This window comes from Pseudobacter ginsenosidimutans (assembly GCF_007970185.1).
GTDB lineage: Bacteria > Bacteroidota > Bacteroidia > Chitinophagales > Chitinophagaceae > Pseudobacter > Pseudobacter ginsenosidimutans.
Genome location: NZ_CP042431.1, coordinates 3,700,985 through 3,720,096 on the forward strand (window position 1 = coordinate 3,700,985; position 19,112 = coordinate 3,720,096).

General features: G+C 45.8%; 13 protein-coding genes. All 13 read left to right on the forward strand.

Features of this window, described 5'->3' with window-relative positions; genetic code table 11:
- The first annotated feature begins 1 nt into the window (after position 1).
- The 13 genes from FSB84_RS14960 (at position 2) to FSB84_RS15020 (ending at position 19,027) form a co-directional block, all read left to right on the forward strand.
- Positions 2-1,318, forward strand: a complete 1,317-nt coding sequence (locus FSB84_RS14960) for a MutS-related protein (protein WP_130538749.1) — start codon at positions 2-4, stop codon at positions 1,316-1,318.
- Positions 1,303-2,607: a MutS-related protein gene (locus FSB84_RS14965; protein WP_130538750.1), complete on the forward strand. Its 1,305-nt coding sequence runs from the start codon at positions 1,303-1,305 to the stop codon at positions 2,605-2,607. Before FSB84_RS14960 ends, FSB84_RS14965 begins: the two co-directional genes overlap by 16 nt.
- A 207-nt stretch (positions 2,608-2,814) precedes the next feature.
- Positions 2,815-3,405 carry an RNA polymerase sigma factor gene (locus tag FSB84_RS14970; protein ID WP_130538751.1) on the forward strand — a complete coding sequence of 197 codons (591 nt, stop codon included), beginning with the start codon at positions 2,815-2,817 and terminating at the stop codon, positions 3,403-3,405.
- Positions 3,406-3,561: 156 nt separating this feature from the next.
- Positions 3,562-4,767 carry a FecR family protein gene (locus FSB84_RS14975; protein WP_130538752.1) on the forward strand — a complete coding sequence of 402 codons (1,206 nt, stop codon included), beginning with the start codon at positions 3,562-3,564 and terminating at the stop codon, positions 4,765-4,767.
- 103 nt (positions 4,768-4,870) lie between these two features.
- A complete protein-coding gene (locus tag FSB84_RS14980) occupies positions 4,871-8,203 on the forward strand; it encodes a SusC/RagA family TonB-linked outer membrane protein (RefSeq protein WP_158643912.1) in 3,333 nt (1,110 codons plus the stop codon).
- A 9-nt stretch (positions 8,204-8,212) separates the two neighbouring features.
- Positions 8,213-9,691: a RagB/SusD family nutrient uptake outer membrane protein gene (locus tag FSB84_RS14985; protein WP_130538754.1), complete on the forward strand. Its 1,479-nt coding sequence runs from the start codon at positions 8,213-8,215 to the stop codon at positions 9,689-9,691.
- A 10-nt stretch (positions 9,692-9,701) separates the two neighbouring features.
- Positions 9,702-10,505: a DUF4397 domain-containing protein gene (locus FSB84_RS14990; RefSeq protein WP_130538755.1), complete on the forward strand. Its 804-nt coding sequence runs from the start codon at positions 9,702-9,704 to the stop codon at positions 10,503-10,505.
- Positions 10,506-10,523: 18 nt separating this feature from the next.
- On the forward strand, positions 10,524-11,450 hold the full coding sequence (locus tag FSB84_RS14995; protein WP_207234163.1) for an ABC transporter ATP-binding protein: 927 nt from the start codon (positions 10,524-10,526) through the stop codon (positions 11,448-11,450).
- Positions 11,451-11,514: 64 nt separating this feature from the next.
- Positions 11,515-13,881: a Gldg family protein gene (locus tag FSB84_RS15000; protein ID WP_158643913.1), complete on the forward strand. Its 2,367-nt coding sequence runs from the start codon at positions 11,515-11,517 to the stop codon at positions 13,879-13,881.
- Positions 13,882-13,920: 39 nt separating this feature from the next.
- The gene (locus tag FSB84_RS15005) at positions 13,921-14,349 is read left to right on the forward strand and encodes an ABC transporter permease (protein ID WP_158643914.1); all 429 of its coding nucleotides are present in this window, start codon (positions 13,921-13,923) and stop codon (positions 14,347-14,349) included.
- Positions 14,346-16,331, forward strand: coding sequence for a Gldg family protein (locus FSB84_RS15010; RefSeq protein ID WP_147122187.1), 1,986 nt, complete (start codon positions 14,346-14,348; stop codon positions 16,329-16,331). The genes FSB84_RS15005 and FSB84_RS15010 overlap by 4 nt, the downstream gene beginning before the upstream one ends.
- 2 nt (positions 16,332-16,333) lie before the next feature.
- Positions 16,334-17,662 carry a MutS-related protein gene (locus tag FSB84_RS15015; RefSeq protein ID WP_130538759.1) on the forward strand — a complete coding sequence of 443 codons (1,329 nt, stop codon included), beginning with the start codon at positions 16,334-16,336 and terminating at the stop codon, positions 17,660-17,662.
- A 51-nt stretch (positions 17,663-17,713) separates the two neighbouring features.
- Positions 17,714-19,027 (forward strand): MutS-related protein, encoded by a 1,314-nt coding sequence (locus tag FSB84_RS15020; protein WP_130538760.1) that lies wholly within the window; start codon positions 17,714-17,716, stop codon positions 19,025-19,027.
- Positions 19,028-19,112 lie beyond the last annotated feature (85 nt).

Here is a 19,112-nt window from a genome sequence, read left to right on the forward strand (position 1 = left end):
CATGTACCTGCAAACCGACGAACAAACGATAGATGACCTGCGCATTTTTGGAAAGCGCGACAGTACCGGTGTATTCGAATTGTACAATCGGGTGCATACAAGGGGAGGGGAATCCCTTTTGAAAGAGATGTTCAGGGCGCCATTGTCTGACCAGGATCTGATCAATGCGCGTAGCAGTATCATTCAGCATTTCGCAGGGAACAAAACAGGGTTCCCTTTCAATGCTTCTATCTTCGATATGGCGGAGAAATACATGCACAGCGCCAATGAAACCCGCAGTCAGGGAAGCGATAAAGCAGTTCTCAGTGAAAAAGAGATTTCGAATGGCGTTACTGCCCTTATAGAAATGATGCAGCTCTGCCGCGCATTCATTGAATCAGAAAATGTAAAAAAGATAGACGCCTATAGATCTGAAAGGGAAAGTATAGCCATGATCCTTTCTGATTCAGCATTTACACCTCTGCATAAAGAAAATCTGAGAGCAAAGATCTCCTACTCTGCAGTGGCTGCCTATGATGTACTGTTCCGCGTTCGAGAACAGCAAAAAGTGAACAGGTTGATGGCGCATATTTATTACCTCGATGTGTTGCTGTCTATTGCGGCCATTGCCAACGAAAGGAATTTCATTTTTCCCAAAGCGCTGGAGAAAGGATCCGCCACTTTGTTGCTGGAGGGGGTATATCATCCTGAACTGAAATCGCCGGTAGCGAATGATCTTACGCTTAACAACAACCGTAATTTCATTTTTCTGACCGGAGCCAATATGGCTGGTAAATCCACTTTCCTCCGCTCCGTGAGTGTAGCGATGTTCCTGGCCCATATGGGTTTTCCGGTGGCTGCTAAAAAAATGGAATTCTCGGTGATGGATGGGATCTATACTACCATCAATCTCCCGGATAACCTGGGCATCGGGGCCAGCCATTTTTATGCGGAAGTATTGCGGGTGAAGCAGGTGGCAGCTGAGCTGGGTAAGAATAAATCCCTCTTCGTAATCTTCGATGAATTGTTCCGGGGTACCAACGTGAAAGATGCGCACGAAGCATCGGTGGCGGTATCGCTTTCTTTTGCGAAAAGGAAGAACAGCATGTTCATCATCTCTTCTCATATCATCGAAGCCGGAGAGGAGCTTAAGCAGCTGAACAATATCGGCTTCCTGTTTCTGCCCACGCGCATGAACGGCCATATGCCCGAGTATACTTACCGGTTGGAAAAGGGGATTACAGACGATCGTCATGGTATGATCATCATCCTTAATGAAGGCATTCTCGAAATACTGGAAAAAGGAAAAAAGAAAAAAAACTTATGTCATTCAATATAGACAAGCAAACGATCGAAGAGCTGAACCTCACCGGAAAATTCCGAAGCGGATCAGTATATGCGCTCTTCAATAAAGTGAAGACCAATGGAGGGGAAAGGTTGCTGGACCAGATGTTCCGTCATCCGCTGGAAGAGGTAGATGCTATCAATCAACGCAGCAGTATTTTCCGGTATTTTGGCGAAGCTGGTTTCTCCTTTCCTTTCGATGTGCAGCAGTTGAACCAGATGCGGGAACATATCGACAGTATGGTGTCGAAAAACGCGATGCTGGTGTTTGCCCGAACCTGCATCCAAAAGGTACTGGCCAGTCTTACACGCGATGAGCGGTACCGCAAACTGGTGCAGGGATTGCAGGCCTGTATTATGACATTACATAAATGCCATCAGTTTGTGCATGGATTGCGATCAGACAGCCCTTTTGCTAACAGAATTGTGCAGATCCAACAAATTCTATCTGATAAAAGGATAGAAAAACTAAGGCAGGTGGATATCTACAAATCCCTTTCCATTCAAACCCTGTCCTCTTACGAACATCTCCTGAAAGGGGAACTGCATGGCCAGATGGAAGATGTCCTGAACTTTATTTATGAAGTTGACCTGTTCATTGCCGTTAGTAAAGTGGCAAAGGACCGGAAATTCAACTATGCCGAGGCGCTGCCGCCTGCAAAGAATCTGATGTCTGCCATCGACCTTCGTCATCCTGCCATCGATAATGCCATCGGAAATGATTTACGCATGGATGGATCCAGCAATGTACTTTTCCTGACCGGCGCCAATATGGCCGGCAAATCCACCCTGATGAAAAGCATCGGCATCGCTTGTTACCTGGCACATATGGGATTCCCGGTAGCGGCAGCCGAATACAGCTTCTCCGTGAGGGAAGGATTGTATTCCAGCATCAATGTGGCCGATAATATCGGACTTGGCTACAGCCATTTCTATGCAGAAGTGGTTCGGGTGAAACAGGCTGCAGAAGCGGCTGCCAGCGGAAAGCGCTTACTGCTGATGTTCGATGAACTGTTCAAAGGCACCAACGTGAAGGATGCTTATGATGGCACACTGGCCATTACGGAATCATTTGCCGATTATACTGATTGCTTGTTTGTTGTGAGTACCCATATCATTGAAGTGGGAGAGGCATTGAAGAAAAAAGAGAATATACGTTTTTTGTATATGCCTACTATAATGGAAGGATCACGTCCACGCTATACCTACAGATTGAAAGAAGGGATCACGGAAGACAGGCAGGGAATGATGATCATACGGAATGAAGGTATACTGGAAATGTAACCAGCAGAATCCGGAAGTTATATTGAAAGGATCTCCATAAAAAAACCAGCCTGAAACGGCTGGTTTTTTTATGGATTCTGGTCGATCGACCGGGCAAAAAAATTTCCTGTTCTGAAAATAACCGCTAATTTAGGTGCCGGTATCATTCGTAACCTGTCCTGTTTTTTCCTCCTTATTTTTGCATTACCAAAACAACGCTAAACCCAGATGCAGGACAGATCCCTTCAAAAACATTGGTTCAAACAAATAGCCGAAGGCGATGAAACTGCTTTCAGGAGCCTGTTTGAAACCTACTGGGACCACCTGTATACTGTTGCCATGCTGCTTACAAAATCTGAAACGCTCTCGGAAGATATCGTACAGGAAACCTTTCTTAAAGTTTGGAATAAACGAAGGGAATTGCCTGAGGTAGATAAGCCGGAAGGATATTTGTTTATCATTGCACGTAATCAGATATATAATTTGATGAAGCAGCAGCAGCGTGAGATCAAATATCGCAAATATGTGCTCGATTGGTTCGAAGCTGCCAATGAAACTCCCGAGAATGACCTCCTGTTCAAAGAATCCTCACAATTGCTTCACCGGGCTATAGGACAATTAAGCAGCCACCAGCAAACGGTTTACAAGCTCACACGCGAACAGGGACTGAGCTATGAAGAAACTGCCAGAACCCTGAACATTTCTACGAGCACTGTTCGTAATCATATGGTGAATTCCCTCAAAATTATCCGGGAGTACCTTAAAACCCACACATCTCCGCTGGTATTCACTATTGCCATGCTGGAAACATTGAAATAATTTATCGTTCCCCTTTTTGTCTATAATTGTTGCTGGTATTGAGTTGTAGAGGAGGGGGGTGTGAAAATTCCTTAAAGGCCGGTGTGATTTCCGCATCTTTTCTTAAAAAAATTAGTAATTCCCGTAGACCTCAAACTTTAATCGATTGTCTTTATTATGATGAAGAATTTTGAGCAATTATTTGAAGGCTGGATGGCCGGTACACTTTCAAAGGAAGAGGTCAATGTATTCCTCGACCGGTTGGAACAGACCTCTGCCTATCCAAACCTGATCGATGCTGCACTGGATAATTCCGAACACAAAGGACTTGGCAATGTTGAGTTGATGGAAAAACTGTACAGCCGGATACTGGTGTCGAAAGATACTGTACAGGCACCTGTGCGTAAGCTCTTCCCCGCTGCAGTAAAATGGGCGGCTGCGATCCTCGTGTTCATTGGAGCCGCAACAGCCTGGTGGATGATCAGGGGGCATGAAGATACGGCTGTACCTGTAGTGACCGTGAATGGAGCTGATCAGTTGCTGCCGGGTGGCGACAGGGCAATACTCTTGCTGAGTAATGGAGAGAAACTCATTCTAGACAGCGTTGCCAATGGCCAGCTTGCCAAACAGGAAGGCGCCCTGATCTACAAATCCGAAGAGGGGCAGCTGGATTATAAACAACAAGCATCAACCGGTGGCGTCAGCGAAAAAATTGCTTATAACACATTATTTACACCCAAAGGCGGACAATATAAACTCACACTCCCCGACGGGACAAAAGTATGGTTGAATGCCGGATCTTCCATCAGGTACCCCACCGTTTTCGATCATACCGAAAGAAAGGTGGATATTACCGGTGAAGTTTATTTTGAAGTAGCCAAGGTTCTATCTGAAAAGGGTAACAGGAAGAAGCCTTTTAAAGTGGTGGTTAATGACCTGTCTGCAAATAGAGACATGGAAATCGAAGTGTTGGGAACCCATTTTAACGTTAATGCATATGCGAACGAACCGGCTATAAGAACTACTTTGTTCGAAGGATCCGTAAGACTGAAAAAGGATAAAGACAAATACCTCCTGCAACCAGGCCAGCAGGCACAATTCAACACAAACGGAGAAAATAAGATAATGTCAGAGATCAATGCAGAAGAAGTGCTGGCATGGAAGAATGGTTTATTTGTTTTTGATCATACAGACCTGCAGACTGTTATGCGCCAGTTGGAGCGCTGGTATGATGTGCAGGTGGAATACCGCGGTGCCGTACCCGATATGAAATTCGGCGGAGAAATTCCAAGGAATGCCAGGCTTCAGGAAGTACTGAACACTTTACAAAAATCGAAACTGCGTTTCATTACAGAAGGTAGAAAGATCATCGTAATCCCGTAACTATTTTTTATAAACCTTTACTGAACTGGCTTCCTGCATGGAAGGCAACAGGCATCCTATTGATCGAAAATTATTAACCACCGAAATCAACTGTTGCATCATCATGAAACTAACTGCTGTTTTATTAGTGATCATTGCCTTGTTGGCAGGTTTGCGGGGAGAAGCCCAGACAGTGACGCTTTCCGTAAAGAATGCCAAGCTCGAAAATGTGCTGAAAGGCTTCAAAAAACAAACCGGCTATTCATTTTTTTACAATGAGGATCTGTTGGCAAAAGCAACCCGTGTAACGCTGGAGCTTAACAATACGCAGCTTGCAGATGCTCTGTCTGCCATCTTCAGTAAACAGCCGGCGCTTGATTATTCTATCAATGGCCCGATTGTAACGATCCATGAAAAAATTGTTGTACAGAACAAATCCGGCCAACCTAACGGTAACGATCAAACTACAACACTTGCTGTTCCCGGCAAAAGCATAAAGGGAACTGTATTCAATAAACGATACGAAGCATTGGGGAATGCCAGTGTAATGATCAAAGGACGGAACAAAGGAACCAGTACTGCCACAGATGGATCTTTCAAGCTGGATGATTTGAATGAAGAAGATGTTTTAATAGTCAGCTATATAGGGTACAATACTACAGAAATGCCCGTCAAGGGCAGGGGAACGATCACATTCATGCTGGAGGAAACTACCAACCAGCTCGATGAAGTAGTTGCCCAGGGCTATAGCAAAACCACCAAAAGATTAAGTACCTCATCGGTAGCAAAAGTGAGCGGAGAAGAGATTGCGCGGCAACCAATAATGAATCCGATCCTTGCATTGCAGGGGAAAGTGCCGGGCATGGTGCTTACTCCCGTGGTAGGATATGCGGCCAGTCCGGTGTTGATAGACATCAGAGGCCGCGGACTATTGTCCGATGCCAGCAGCAATCCTTTGATCATCATCGATGGTATGCCGCTTCCGGTTGGTTCAAACCAGGGAACAGCTGCAGGTGACGGTCCGGTACAAGGGTTAATGGCAGCGTTAAGCCCGGTTCAGAGCCAGAATTTCCTCTTTGGATTGAATCCAAAAGATATCGAGAGTATTGAAGTACTGAAAGATATTGGGGCCACTGCAATCTATGGCTCTACAGGCGCTAATGGTGTTATCCTGATCACCACGAAGAGGGGAAAATCTGTCACTTCCGATCTGACGGTGAATGTAAATTATGGCATTTCCAAAATCACCCGTTACTGGGATCTGCTGGATACAAAGCAGTACCTCCAGATGCGAAGAGAGGCTCTTTATAATGACGGCCTCGTTCCTTCGAAAATAAATGCACCTGACCTGGTAGACTGGGATACTACCAGGTATACGGACTGGCAGCGTGAAGTATGGGGAAGAACAGCCGGTGCGCTGAATGCTACAGTAAGTTATTCCGGTGGTACTCCTAATTTCTCTCATCGCATTTCAGCCAATTACTCGAGGCCCGATGATATAACTACTGTATCGGGGAAAAATGAAACTATCGGATTCAACCTGGCGCTTGATCGCAGAAGCAACAATCAAAAATTCAACACTTCTTTGACTGTTTCCTATATTCATTCCTTTCTCAACATGATCTCGGCTTCAAATGCTGCCAGCTTACCGCCGAACGCGCCTCCCATTTTCGATTCAGCAGGAAATTTGAACTACGGGCCATGGATCGGCACCGGATTTGAAACCAACTTCAGTTCTTTCGAATCATTACTCAGACCTATTGAAAGCAAATCGAATGTTCTCAACAGCAGTTTCCGGATCACTTACCAGGTAGCGAAAGGCTTATCGCTTATTACCATGCTGGGATATTCGATCAGTAACAATGATGGCATTACCCTCACGCCGATCAGATCACAGAACCCTACAAAGAACCCTACAGGAAGTTCATCCTTAAGCAAAAGCCAAACCAGGAGCTGGAACCTGGAACCTCAATTCTCTTATGATGGCAGCCTGTTTGGGAAAGACAGGATTGGGATCATCGGAGGCGTTACCATCAGGAAAACCAATGCAGAAAGTATGTCGGTTATGGCTACGGGTTATAATAACGATGCCATGCTCCGCTCATTTGCACTGGCAACTAATTATTATCCTTATAACACTTCCAGAATGTACAGATATGCCGGGGTGATGGGGCGGGCAGAGTATGTATGGGATAATAAGTATGTGATAAATGGGATCTGGAGAAGGGATGGCTCTTCCAGGTTTGGCCCGGGCAGAAGGTTTGGGAATTTCTGGTCCGCAGGTATTGCCTGGATTGCTTCTGATGAAAAGTGGCTCAGGAATGCATTGTCGCCCGTTGTCAGCTTTCTCAAATTAAATGCCAATATAGGAACAGCAGGCTCTGATGGTGGAGGCGATTACCAGTATTTATCGCAGTGGTCCAGAGACAGGATGGTCAATTATGATGATGTGGTTCCCATGAAAAACCTTCATGCAGTAAATCAGTATTATCAATGGGCACTAACAAGGGAGCTGAATGCAGGCCTTCAAATTAATTTCATGGGTAGCGGAAAGCTGGGTTTATCTGTGAACTATTACAGAAAGAGGATCGGAAACCAGCTGTTGCAAAATCCAACGCCCATCTTCACAGGATTCCCCGATGTGTTTGGTAACTGGAATGCTACAGTGCAGAACTCGGGATGGGAATTCAGCCTCAATGCAACTTTTATCAATAAGAAGAACTTCAGGTGGAATGGTTCTGTCAATGCAGGCATCAACAGGAACAGGTTGCTGGAATATCCGGATATTTTAAAGACCCCGCATTTTTCAAAATACCTGGTAGGACAACCCATAACCAATATCTATTTGTTGAATTACCTGGGAGTGGATCCGATGACGGGAACCTATCAATTCGAAGATTACAATGGTGACGGAAATATCGACAGGGCTTCTAAATTGCCCCCCAAAACAGCTCCCAGTGATCTGCAGAAAGAATTAGACATGCAGCCTCGTGTTACTGGTGGCATTAGCCAAAGCATAACTTATAGAAAATGGTCGCTTTTTCTCTCTTTCGATTATAAAGTGCAAAAGGGAAGAAATGCATATTATAATTTCTCCGGTCCGGGACAGTTCGGCAATATGCCACTGGAAATATTCAATAACCACTGGAGAGAACCCGGCGATAATGCAAGATTTGCCAAACTCTCAACGCTGACCTCTATGGCATCTTTTGCCAGAAGCCAGTCTACTCTGGGTTTTTCTGATGCGTCCTTTCTGAGGTTCAGTAATATTTCCATCAGCTGTCAGTTACCTGAGCCGTGGCTGAAGAAGCTCGGAATGAAGAACGGTTCCTTTAATATCAATGCCCGTAATCTTTTTATCATCACCAGGTACGAAGGGATCGATCCTGAGATGCAATTCTTTGGTGGGATGCCTCCTGCTAAGACTATCACCGCCGGCTTTTCAATCACACTCTAAATCTTTTGCATGCTTACATTCAATTATAAATTTCTATTACTGGCAGCAGGCATCGTAATGAGTTCCTGCGAAAAACTGGTGGAGATCGATTCCCCTATCGATTCTATCACCTCAGCTGAGGTATTCAGTACAGATGAGCAGGCCAAAGCAGCGATGGCAGGCGTGTATACCAGGATGATCAATGGTGAAGATGGGAGAGGAACTGCCCGTACTTTATTCAGTGCCGGACTTGCAACCGTGCTCGGTGGCTTTTCTGCTGATGAACTGAATGTTGTGAATACCGCTGATGTTACCGGATTTTTCTCCTTCAATACCAATAAGGTGTTACGGAACAATGGCATGTCTCCCGGTATATGGAGCTCTGCCTATACTGCCATCTATGGGGCCAATGCTGTGGTGGAAGGAATTGCTGCCTCCACTTCTTCAGCCCTTTCGGAAACTGCCAGAAAGAAACTGACAGCCGAAGCTAAGTTTGTAAGGGCATTATCCTATTTCTATCTCGTGAACTTTTTTGGTGATGTTCCCCTGGCGCTTACTGTTGATTTCAATCAGACCCGCAATGCCTCCAGAGCAAGCGTACCAGATGTGTACAAGCAGATCATCAGTGATCTGAAGGCTGCGCAGGCTGGTCTGCCTCCTGAAAATACCAATGCTGCAGGTGAACGGATCTATCCTGATAGCTGGGCCGCCACTGCTTTGCTGGCGCGCGTATATCTCTACACTGGTGATCATGTGAATGCATTCAAACAATCGGGAACTGTGATCGCCAATACTGAGCGCTTCAGGCTGGAGCCTGATCTGCTGAACACTTTTCTGAAAACAAGCAAGGAAGCTATCATTCAGTTCAGGGTAAACCAGGCATCAGTGAGCGCCACCGGCAATGCTACTCCCGAAGGATTTTTTTTGATTCCCACTACCAATGGCAGTAATCCGCCCTTCTATCATGTAGCCTATTATTTACCACAGGATCTGATCAATATTTTTGAACCAGATGATAAACGTTTCACTTCCTGGATAGGATTTTCCCCCGTCAATATTACGGGTAGTCCAAAATATTTTCCATTTAAATATAAAACAGGAGCTCACAATCGGGTGATGGGAGGCGTACCTACAGAATACTATATGGTACTGCGCCTGGCAGAACAATACCTGATCCGGGCGGAAGCAGCAGCCAAAGGCGCTTCTTCTCTCTCTGATGCCATCGATGATCTGAATGTGATCCGGAACAGGGCTGGTGTTGGCTCTCTTCCTCATTCACTCAATCAGCAACAAGTGATCGATGCCATCGAAAAGGAGAGAAGACTGGAGCTATTCATGGAGTGGGGGCATCGCTGGTTCGACCTGAAGAGAACGGGAAGGGCAACAAATGTATTGTCTGAATATGTGATCAAACAACCCTGGGAAGGCGATTATCAATTGCTTTATCCGATCCCAGAAACAGAACTGGAAGCAGGCCCGAATCTTATTCCCAATCCCGGTTATTACTAAACTTTTTTTTATGAAGAACAAACAACAAACCACCCATAAAGGATACTTCATTTTACTGATCATTGGTTTCTCATTCACCACTGGCTGTACCAAAGATGAAGCGGTTCCTGGTATAGCGGCTCTCAATGTTTTCAATGGTGTGGTGGGATCCGGTGTGCTGGCTCCGGACCTGAGCAATGGGAATACGGGCATCCAATGGTATAAGGGATCCAACCTGATCACTTACGGTAATGTGGGCGCCCCTTCTTCCTTCGATAGCAGGAAGAGCGTGCGGTTCAATTCCTATAGTGGCACCAGGAATATTAAATTCTATCAATACCCTGATACATTACCGCATAGTAAACCGGTGATACAACTGACGCTTGACCTGCCTGTCGGGTCCATCAACAGCCTTTTCTTAACCGGTAAACCGGATGCTCCGGATACCCTTTTTATACGAGATCAATTGCCTTACCATCCGCCTTCAGACAGTGTTACCAGTATCAGGGTGGTGAACCTTATACCGGGATTGACAGTAAGTGTGAACCTTCAGGATGATCCTTCAGGAAATGAAGTGGCTTCGCTGGGATATAAAGAGGTTACTGCATTCAAAGATTATTCTGTAAAGGGTACTGGTCTCCGTTATGTTTTTGAGATCAGGAACGCTGTTACAGGTGATCTGGTGGCAACAGGCATTGCAGATGCAAGGAACATCAGCTCCAGTACTGCTGTGATCAATCATTACCGTTTCAGAAATGTGACCCTGGTGATCTATGGAGAATTGGGTAATACAGGAACAGGCGCCCCGAAGGTTGCCATCATGAGTAATTTCTAATCATTTATCAGAAATATTATGAGCGCTATTCTAAAGATCGAGCATTTGTCGCACAGGTATAGCAGTAGCTGGGCTGTGCGCGACCTGAACATCGAAATTGGCCAAACCGGCATTGTTGGTTTGCTCGGCTCCAACGGGGCTGGTAAATCAACTACCATGAATATCATTTGCGGTGTATTGAACCAAACTGAAGGTACTGTAACAGTGAATGGGTTCGATATCCGCGAACAACCTGAACAGGCAAAAAAGGATATCGGATTCCTTCCCCAGCATCCCCCGCTGTACCTGGATTTTACCATCGATGAATATCTTCATTATACCGCCAACCTGCGCGCCATGGATAAATCGAAGATCAGGGCTGCGGTGGACGAAGTGAAAGAGAAAACAGGTATTGGTCATTTCAGCAGCAGACTGATCAAAAACCTTTCGGGTGGCTATCGCCAGCGTGTAGGCATTGCACAGGCACTCATTCATAAGCCGAAGCTGGTAGTGCTGGATGAGCCCACCAATGGCCTCGATCCCAACCAACTGATCGAAGCCAGGAAAATGATCCGGGAAATTGCGCAGGAACATGCTGTATTGTTATCGTCACATATTTTGTCGGAGATCCGTTTGCTCTGCAAGGATGTGATCATGATCGAATCCGGCAGGATGGTATTTTCAGATACGATGGATGCATTCGATAATTACATGTCGCCATCCAGCCTGCTGGTGACGCTTGAAAATATGCCGCCTGCAGCAGCATTAATGACCATCAAAGGGGTCAATAAAGTGGAAATGCTGACAGACAGACAAGTGCGTTTATATTTTGAGCCTGGTCAGATCATTAATGAAAGAGTAGTGGAAGCAAGCATGAAAAATAACTGGAGGCTGATGGAGATCAGTGCCGACAAAACATTGCTCGATGATACCTTCAAACAACTCTCCATTCAGTCGGCCAACTAAGTAATGGCCCTTTTATTCTCTCAATCTTACTCCATTTAACAAGTTTAAATACCAATCTATGAGGATGGTAATTCAAATCGCAAAGGCAGAGTTGCGAAATCTCTTCTATTCCCCTGTAGCATGGTTCCTGGCCATCGTTTTTTTGGTGATGAGCGGCTATGCTTTTACTGAAGGGCTGTACCAGTTGACCAAAATGCAGGAGACGATGAAATATTCAAGCCCCGATTTCAAGGACTTCGGTCCCCTTACCCTCACACTGGTATTCCTGCATACACCGGGTAGCATTTTTTCCGTGATGCTGAAAAACAGTTATTTTTTTGTTCCACTGCTCACGATGGGGCTTATCGGGCGCGAAATACAGGCAGGAACGATCAAGCTACTGTATTCTTCACCGGTGAAATTATGGAAGGTAATAATAGGGAAATTCCTGGCAGTGATGATGTACAATGTAATGCTGTTGATGATACTGTCTGTTTACCTGATCATTTTAGGATGCAGTATCAGGTCGGCCGATTATGGATTGTTTATTGCCGGAATGATTGCATTTTACCTGCTTATCTGCACGTATGCCGCCATCGGCCTGTTCATGAGCAGTCTCACTACCTACCAGGTAGTGGCTGCAATTGGCACTTTCCTGGTAATATTTGTACTCACAAAAACAAATGGCCTCTGGCAGCAATATGATCTTGTAAGAGACCTTACTTATTTTCTCTATCTGCCCGGACGTATAGAAAGGCTATTGAAAGGATTGATCGTGAGCAAAGACATCATCTATTATGTAATGATGGTGTTCATGTTCCTTGGATTTACGTATATACGACTGAGAAAACAGCGTGAGTCGAAACCCTGGTACGTAACAACCATGCGCATAATGGTGGTAGTTATAATAACATTGTCTGCCGGTTATCTTTTTTCATTACCCAAAACAAGCCTGTACCTGGATACTACGGCAACCCGGGCCAATACCATTCACCCCAAAACACAGGCCCTTCTTGAAGAAATGAAAGGAGAGCCATTGGAGGTGACATTGTATACCAACCTTCTGGGCGGCGAAGGCATATATGGGTTTCCTGCGGCAAGGAATATTTATCGTGGCGCGCTCTGGGAACAATATCTCCGCTTCAATACCAATATACATTTCAAATATGTTTACTACTACTATTATGAACCCGAAATGGATGGTGGCCACCTGGCAAGGATTTTTCCGGATAAAAGCAATGAAGAAATGGCAAGGGAATTTGCTAAAGGAATGCAGGTGAACTTCGATTTATTCTCCCCCATTTCAGCATTGAAAGAAATGCCAGACCTCGAACCAGAGAAATACCGCCTCATCATGCAACTCAAATATAAAGGAAGGACAGAGTTTTTGCGCACCTACCAGTCTGCCGGAAAATATCCCGACGTTGCACCCGCCGTTTATCCCCACGAACAAAATATGGCTGCTGCATTGAAACGCTTGTTACATCCGGAAGGCATTCCCAAAGTGCTGTATACTTCCGGCAATCTCGAAAGAAAGGTATACGGAAAAGGAGAGAGGGACTATATGCGGGCTACTACTGCAAATTTCGAGAAGAATGGACCTGTAAATCTGGGTTTTGATGTAGATACGATCTCACTGGAAAAACAGGATATCCCTGCCGGCATCACTGCTTTGGTGGTGGCCGATCCCAAAGTAGAGCTCAGCGGGCTTTCGCAACAGAAACTAAAGAAGTACATAGACGAAGGAGGAAATATCATGTTCATGGGCGAGCCGGGAAAACAAAATGTACTCAATCCCTTGTTGAAGTATATGGGCGTTGAGATGCTCGGCGGCACTGTGGTGGAGCCTACTTACCATGAAAAGCCGGATATGGTGAAACCCTATTATACGGCCGCAAGTGCAGAGCTGGCTGATGAATTGTTATTCAAGTTGGTAAAGGCAAAAATGAAACGGGTTTATGATAAGGATACCCTGAAGATGCTGATGCCAGGCGTTACAGGTATTTCGTTTACTGATAGCAGTGGGTTTGTGAAGAAACCTTTATTGCTGACCGTGGGATCCAGCTCATGGCTGAAGAAAGGCAAGCTGGTGGTAGATTCTGCCGATGTAGTGTATAATGCAGCAGAAGGTGATGTAAGAGGAGCGTTCTCTACAAGCCTGCAATTGTACAGACAGATTGGCAATAAACAACAGCGGGCCGTCATCTATGGAGATGCTGATTTTCTGGTCAATGAGAGATTGAAAAATGGAGAGGCGATACACCGTGCTGCTCTCTACTGGTTGAGCGAAAATGAATACCCGGTGTATGTACCTCGTGAAGACGCCAAAGACAACCTGATCAACCTTTCATCCGGTACTGCAAAAAAACTCAAACTGATCTTCGTATGGATCTTGCCTGCCCTGGTGCTGGTTGCAGGAACTGTGTTGCTCGTCAGGCGAAAAAGAAAATAGAACCCAATAAGTTAATTGCATAAATATATTCCAATGAGGATGGTTATTCAAGTTGCAAAAGCAGAACTTAGAAACCTTTTTTACTCACCTGTTGCATGGTTCCTGCTGATTGCTTTTATTGTTCAGTGCGCCTGGTTTTATACTTCGCCATTGTTTGATCTGGCTAACTGGCAGGATGTATATATCAGGAACAAGCCGGATTTTAAGGAATGGGCGGGCAGCAGCTTTACCAGACGCCTGTTCAAAGACAGTGGTTTTTTCTCCAATGTACTGAACAACCTGTACCTGTTCATCCCCTTACTCACGATGGGGCTGATCGGCAGGGAAGTGCAGAACGGAACTATCAAACTGCTGTATTCTTCTCCCATTACCATCCGGAAGATCGTGATAGGGAAATTCATGGCTATCATGGTCTTCAACCTGGCACTGGTACTGGTTCTGGGGGCTTCTTCCTTACGGCATCCATGAACATGATCAATATCGATTACGGGATGCTTTTTTCTGCGGCGCTGGGTTTCTTTTTACTGACCTGTGCCTATGCGGCCATCGGAGCTTACCTGAGCAGCCTCACTACCTGGCAGATCATTTCGGCATTAGGCAGTTTTCTGGTGATCGGTTTGCTGACAGTGATCGGAGGCCTCTGGCAACAATATGATTTTGTGAGGGACCTTACTTATTTCCTGTTCCTGTCTGGCCGTATAGAAAAAATGCTGGCCGGATTGATCACCAGCAAGGATCTGATCTATTTCCTCGCCGTGATCAGCATGTTCCTGCTGTTCACCATGCTGAAACTGCGGGGAGCCCGCGAACTGAAGCCATGGTATGTGAAAGCTGCAAGATATGCAGGCGTGGTAGCGATCACGCTGTTGACCGGTTATATCAGTTCAAGACCTGCGCTGACGCTGTATTGGGACACCACCCAACAAAAAGTGAATACCCTTCACGCCAATACACAACAGCTGATCCATGAAATGAAAGATGAACCCCTGGAAGTGACCCTCTATACAAATTTCCTGGGTAATGAAAGAGAGGCAGGCATGCCCAAAAACCGAAACGCCTATCTCTCCAGGTGCTGGGATAAATATCTCCGCTTCAAAACCAATATCAAATTCAATTACGAGTATTATTACAACTACGATAGTACTGTGATGAAAACGAAACTGTACACTTATGTGAACAGGGGCAAAACCCTGGAGCAAATAGTGAATAAGATGTCGCAGGACCAGGAAATAGATATCAGCAAATTTCAGAAGCCTGCAGAGATGGCAAAGAAGATCGATCTGAAGCCGGAACATTACCGGCTCGTACTTCAGTTGAAGTATAAAGGACGGACTGAATTTGTGCGCACTTTTGATGATAAAGAGATCTGGCCAAATGAAGAAGGGATGGCCGCTGTATTCAAAAGATTGCTGCATCCGGAAGAGATACCGCTTATTCAATTTACCACCGGCCATTATGAAAGGAGCTATGATAAGGGCGGTGAAAGAGGCTATTCCATCGTTGGTTCCAAAAGATCGCGCGGCGCATTGGTGAACAGGGGCTTTGATCTGGATACGGTCTCCCTGGACAATAGAGATATTTCTCCCAGGACCTCCATCCTGGTGCTGGCAGATCCCAAATCAGAACTGAGTGAAACAGCCCGTGAAAAAATAAGGAATTATATAGCGAAGGGAGGCTGTATGTTTATGCTCGGAGAGCCTGGTAAACAACAAATGATGAACCCTGTTATCAGTCAGCTTGGGGTTCAACTGGCTGAGGGCACCATCGTGAGGGCAAACAGGCACGAGATCCCTACCCTGGTTTTTTCCAATGCACAAGCTGCATTCGGCGGTTTAGTGAATCATCCCGAAAAACCTGTAACTGCTTCCATAAGCCTGGATGCTCAGTTGGTCATGGATGCTGCTGCCGCCATTGTACCTTCTGATACCAGTAATTTTACAGTAACACCCTTGTTTAAAGTATCCCGGGGTGCATGGTTGAAGCAGGGAATAATAGTAACTGATTCAGCCAATGTGGTGTTTGATGAAAAAGGGGGAGACCGTAGTAAGGTCCCTTCATTCATGCTTCCGGCACATCCAGCAGAAGATGTATATGACAAAAACGATCCTCATGAACATGAAGACGGTCATCAATCTGATAGCGGATTTTCCACCATTGTTGCCTTTCAAAGGGATATCAACAATAAAGATCAGCGCATTCTCCTTGCCGGTGATGCTGATTTTTTGAGCAATAAAAGGTCGATGCAGGCTTCACGGTGGGGTCCTCATTTCTTCAGTTGGCTCGATCACGGAGATTATCCTCTACGGGTAGGAAGACCTGCGCCTCCGGATAACCTGCTGACCATTACTGGTAAAACGGCCAGGATGATCAACATCATCTACGTTTACGTGTTACCGGGAGCCGTTTTGCTTTTTGCCACCATCTTACTGATCAGGAGAAAAAGAAAATAACGATGTACTTACAAACCGACGACCAAACGATAGAGGACCTGCGCATTTTTGGAAAACGCGATAGTGCAGGTGTATTCGATCTCTACAACCGGGTACACACGCGTGGAGGGGAATCCTTGCTGAAAAAGATGTTCAGGGCGCCATTGTCTGACCAGGAGCTGATCAATGCCCGTAGCAGCATCATCCAACATTTTGCGGCTCACAAAACGGCTTTCCCTTTCAGCGCTTCCCTGTTCGATATGGCGGAGAAATACATGATCAGTGCAACCGAAACCCAAAAGCAGGGAAGTGATAAAGCGGTGCTCAGTGAAAAAGAGATTGCCAATGGCGTTACTGCCGTAATCGAAATGATACAATTGTGCCGCGATTTCATTGAAACCGAAAACGTAAAAAATGTTCCTGCCTACAGACCGGAAAGGGAAAGTATAGCCATGATCCTTTCCGATGCTGTATTTGAACCTGTACGCAAAGAGAACCTTCGGACAAAGATCTCTTATTCGGCAGTGGCCGCTTATGATGTATTGTTCCGCGTACGTGAACAACAAAAAGTGAACAGGTTGATGGCACATATTTATTATCTGGATGTATTATTGTCCATTGCGGCTATTGCCAACGAAAGGAATTTCATTTTTCCCAAAGCGCTGGAAAAAGGTTCGGCCACTTTGTTGCTGGAAGGCGTATACCATCCCGAGCTCAAATCACCGGTAGCAAATGATCTTATGCTGAACAATAACCGTAATTTCATTTTTCTCACCGGAGCCAATATGGCCGGTAAATCCACTTTCCTGCGTTCTGTGAGTGTGGCGATGTTCCTGGCCCATATCGGATTCCCTGTGGCTGCGAGAAAAATGGAATTTTCTGTAATGGATGGCATCTTCACTACCATCAACCTGCCTGACAACCTGGGCATCGGGGCCAGCCACTTCTATGCGGAAGTGCTGCGGGTGAAGCAGGTGGCTGCCGAGCTCAGCAAGAACAGATCGCTGTTCGTGATCTTCGACGAATTGTTCCGGGGCACCAATGTGAAAGATGCCCATGAAGCATCCGTGGCGGTATCGCTTTCTTTTGCGAAGAAAAAGAATAGTATGTTCATTATTTCTTCCCATATCATCGAGGCCGGTGAAGAACTGAAACGGTTGAACAATATAGGCTTCCTCTTCCTGCCCACGAGGATGAAAGGACCTATGCCCGAGTATACCTACCGGCTGGAGCATGGCATTACAGATGACCGTCATGGTATGATCATCATCCGCAACGAAGGTATATTGGAGATCCTGGAAAAGGGGAAGAAACATTTACCCGGGGAGCACTCGCTCGCCTCTGGCGAGTGACTGGCCGCCCGCCGCTGATTTGTTGCCTGCCAATTATTACAAACTTTGAATATGAATTTCAAAATAGACAAGCAAACGATCGAAGAACTTAACCTCACCGGAAAATTCCGAAGCGGTTCTGTATATGCGATCTTCAATAAAGTGAAGACCAATGGAGGGGAAAGGTTGCTGGACCATATGTTCAGTCATCCGCTGGAAGAAGTAGATGCTATCAATCAACGCAGCAGTATTTTCCGGTATTTTGGCGAAGCCGCATTCTCTTTTCCTTTCGATGTGCAGCAGTTGAACCAGATGCGGGAGCATATCGACAGCATGTCGTCTAAAAATCAGATGCTGGTATTCGCCCGTACCTGCATTCACAAGATACTGGCAGGCCTCACCAGGGATGAACGCTACCGGAAACTGGTGCAGGGATTGCAGGCCACTATCCTGGTTTTGCATAAATGCCACCAGTTTATTCAGGCTATGCGTTCTGATAGCCCGTTTACTGCCAGGGTGGATACCATCCGGGAAATATTATCAGATAAGAGAATAGAAAAACTAAGGCAGGTGGATATCTACAAATCCCTTTCCATTCAAACCCTGTCCTCTTACGAACATCTCCTGAAAGGGGAACTGCATGGCCAGATGGAAGATGTCCTGAACTTTATCTATGAAGTTGACCTGTTCATTGCCGTTAGTAAAGTGGCAAAGGACCGGAAATTCAACTATGCCGAGGCGCTGCCGCCTGCAAAGAATCTGATGTCTGCCATCGACCTTCGTCATCCTGCCATCGATAATGCCATCGGAAATGATTTACGCATGGATGGATCCAGCAATGTACTTTTCCTGACCGGCGCCAATATGGCCGGCAAATCCACCCTGATGAAAAGCATCGGCATCGCTTGTTACCTGGCACATATGGGATTCCCGGTGGCTGCAAAGGAGTACCGGTTCTCCGTGCGGGAAGGATTGTATTCCAGCATCAATGTGGCCGATAATATCGGGCTTGGCTACAGCCATTTCTACGCCGAAGTGGTGCGTGTGAAACAAGCCGCAGAAGCGGCTGCCAGTGGGAAGCGCCTGCTGTTGATGTTCGACGAACTGTTCAAGGGCACCAATGTGAAAGATGCCTATGATGGCACACTGGCCATTACGGAATCATTTGCAGATTATACTGATTGCTTGTTTGTTGTGAGTACCCATATCATTGAAGTGGGAGAGGCGTTGAGAAGAAAAGACAATATCCGTTTTGTATTCATGCCTACTATCATGGAGGGATCGGTGCCCAGATATACGTATCAACTCAGGGAAGGCATCACCGAAGACCGGCAGGGCATGCTGATCATCAGGAATGAAGGTATACTGGAAATGATGGATGCCTGAAACTACACAAAGTGCAGGGTAAATTCACCTGAAATGGGGATGTCTCAAAAGGACATCCCCATTTCTTTTAGCCTATTATTCTAAT

What these genes read in the sequence shown, in the direction of transcription:
- FSB84_RS14960 (WP_130538749.1), top strand. Translation starts at nt 2, where the DNA reads ATGTACCTGCAAACCGACGAACAAACGATAGATGACCTGCGCATTTTT.
- FSB84_RS14965 (WP_130538750.1), top strand. Translation starts at nt 1,303, where the DNA reads ATGTCATTCAATATAGACAAGCAAACGATCGAAGAGCTGAACCTCACC.
- FSB84_RS14970 (WP_130538751.1), top strand. Translation starts at nt 2,815, where the DNA reads ATGCAGGACAGATCCCTTCAAAAACATTGGTTCAAACAAATAGCCGAA.
- FSB84_RS14975 (WP_130538752.1), top strand. Translation starts at nt 3,562, where the DNA reads ATGATGAAGAATTTTGAGCAATTATTTGAAGGCTGGATGGCCGGTACA.
- FSB84_RS14980 (WP_158643912.1), top strand. Translation starts at nt 4,871, where the DNA reads ATGAAACTAACTGCTGTTTTATTAGTGATCATTGCCTTGTTGGCAGGT.
- FSB84_RS14985 (WP_130538754.1), top strand. Translation starts at nt 8,213, where the DNA reads ATGCTTACATTCAATTATAAATTTCTATTACTGGCAGCAGGCATCGTA.
- FSB84_RS14990 (WP_130538755.1), top strand. Translation starts at nt 9,702, where the DNA reads ATGAAGAACAAACAACAAACCACCCATAAAGGATACTTCATTTTACTG.
- FSB84_RS14995 (WP_207234163.1), top strand. Translation starts at nt 10,524, where the DNA reads ATGAGCGCTATTCTAAAGATCGAGCATTTGTCGCACAGGTATAGCAGT.
- FSB84_RS15000 (WP_158643913.1), top strand. Translation starts at nt 11,515, where the DNA reads ATGGTAATTCAAATCGCAAAGGCAGAGTTGCGAAATCTCTTCTATTCC.
- FSB84_RS15005 (WP_158643914.1), top strand. Translation starts at nt 13,921, where the DNA reads ATGGTTATTCAAGTTGCAAAAGCAGAACTTAGAAACCTTTTTTACTCA.
- FSB84_RS15010 (WP_147122187.1), top strand. Translation starts at nt 14,346, where the DNA reads ATGAACATGATCAATATCGATTACGGGATGCTTTTTTCTGCGGCGCTG.
- FSB84_RS15015 (WP_130538759.1), top strand. Translation starts at nt 16,334, where the DNA reads ATGTACTTACAAACCGACGACCAAACGATAGAGGACCTGCGCATTTTT.
- FSB84_RS15020 (WP_130538760.1), top strand. Translation starts at nt 17,714, where the DNA reads ATGAATTTCAAAATAGACAAGCAAACGATCGAAGAACTTAACCTCACC.